General features: G+C 67.3%; 1 protein-coding gene. It reads left to right on the forward strand.

Annotated elements, in window-relative coordinates:
• Window positions 1-612, forward strand: a 612-nt coding sequence (locus tag IF99_RS31410) for a condensation domain-containing protein (protein ID WP_037828323.1), incomplete at both ends; no start/stop codon positions are given.

Genomic DNA, 612 nt, shown 5'->3' on the forward strand with positions numbered 1-612 from the left:
GTCGCCGGACGCACCGACGAAAACCTCAAAGACCTCGTCGGCTTCTTCGTCAACACCCTCGTCCTGCGCACCGACCTCACCGGCAACCCCACCTTCCAGGAAACCCTCGCCCGCGTCCGCGACACCAACCTCACCGCCTACGAGAACCAGGACATCCCCTTCGAAGCCGTCGTCGAAGCCCTCAACCCCACCCGCTCCACCCACCACCACCCCCTCTTCCAGGTCATGGTGGACCTCCGCAACGACGGGGAGCTGGACCTCGACCTGCCGAAGCTGGAGATCGAGACGGTGCCGCTGGAGACGGAGATCGCCAGGTTCGACCTCCAGTTCTCCTTCGCCGAGCGGTTCGCACCCACGGCCACCGGGCGCAAGCGGGACGGCCTGACGGCCGGCCTCCACTATGCGACGGACCTGTTCGACGCGGCGACCGCCGAGCGGCTGGCGGACGGCTTCCTGCATGTCCTGGAGACGGTGACCGCCGACCCCGCCACACCCCTGTCAAAAATCAACGCACTCACACCCCAGGACCGCACCCGCCTCCTCCACACCCACAACAACACCACCCACCCGGTCCCACCTCAGCTCCTCCCCGACCTCTTCACCCACCAGGCC

The sequence above is a fragment of the Streptomyces sp. NRRL F-5630 genome, from assembly GCF_000719475.1.
Taxonomy (GTDB): Bacteria; Actinomycetota; Actinomycetes; order Streptomycetales; family Streptomycetaceae; genus Streptomyces.